This is a genomic window from Elstera litoralis (genome assembly GCF_000963705.1).
In the GTDB taxonomy this organism is placed as follows: domain Bacteria; phylum Pseudomonadota; class Alphaproteobacteria; order Elsterales; family Elsteraceae; genus Elstera; species Elstera litoralis.
This window is the reverse complement of sequence record NZ_LAJY01000597.1, coordinates 1-1,157: the sequence shown is the minus strand read 5'-3', so window position 1 is coordinate 1,157 and position 1,157 is coordinate 1. Positions and strand designations below refer to the sequence as shown.

Genomic DNA, 1,157 nt, shown 5'->3' with positions numbered 1-1,157 from the left:
TGGTTGCGCATTCACTGTTTCGGCCTTTGCCGCGCCGGTCGAAATTCAGTGGTGGCACGCCATGACCGCCGCCAATGGCGAGCGGGTGAACGAAATCGTTGACCAGTTCAACGCTTCGCAAAGCGACTATAAGGTCGTCGCCACGTTCAAATCGAACGATTACACCGAACTGATGAACCAGACGATTGCCGCCTATCGCGGCGGCAATGCGCCCCACATTACGCAGGTCTTCGAAGTCGGCACGGCGACGATGATGTCGGCCAAGGGTGCCGTGAAGCCGGTGTATGAATTGATGGCCGAAGCCGGCGAAAAATTCGACCCGAAGGCCTATCTGCCCGCCATCACCGGCTATTATTCGACCGCCGATGGCAAGATGCTGTCGATGCCGTTCAATAGCTCGACCGCGATCCTTTATTACAATAAGGACGCTTTCGCCAAAGCCGGTCTCGACCCCGAAAAGGCCCCGAAGACTTGGCCGGAGGTGTTCGATGCCGCCAAGAAAGTGCGCGCCTCGGGCCACCCCTGCGGCCTAACGGCGGGCTGGGTGACCTGGACGCAGCTCGAACAGTTCAGCGCCTGGCACAATATTCCGTTCGGCACGAAGGCCAATGGTTTTTCGGGCTTTGATACCGAATTCAAGTTCAATAATCCGCTGGTCGTGAAGCATTTCGAAACGCTGAACGACCTGCAAAAAGACAATGTCTTCAAATACGGTGGCCGCACCACCCAGCCCCAGGGCCTGTTCACCAGCGGTGAATGCGCGATCATCATGACCTCGTCGGGCTATCTCGGCGAAGCGCAGAAGAACGCTAAGTTCAACTTCGGCACGGGGATGCTGCCCTATTACCCGGAAGTGGCGGGTGCGCCGCAAAATTCGATCATCGGCGGGGCGACCCTGTGGGTGCTGGGCGGCAAAAAGCCGGAAGAATATAAGGGCGTTGCCAAGTTCTTCAGCTTCCTGTCGAACCTTGACGTGCAGATCGTCAACCATCAGAAGACCGGTTATCTGCCGGTGACGATCGCCGCTTACGAAGAAACCAAAAAATCGGGCTTCTACGATAAGAACCCCGGTCGCGAAACGCCGATCCTGCAGCTGCAAAACAAGGCCCCGACCGAAAATTCGATGGGCGTGCGCTTCGGTAACCTGCCGAAGATTC

The 1,157-nt window shown here is 57.1% G+C and carries 1 protein-coding gene; it reads left to right on the top strand.

Annotated features, from left to right (window positions below; translation table 11 throughout):
* On the top strand, nt 1-1,157 hold a 1,157-nt coding region (gene ugpB, locus VZ95_RS18010; RefSeq protein WP_045777087.1), incomplete at both ends, for a sn-glycerol-3-phosphate ABC transporter substrate-binding protein UgpB.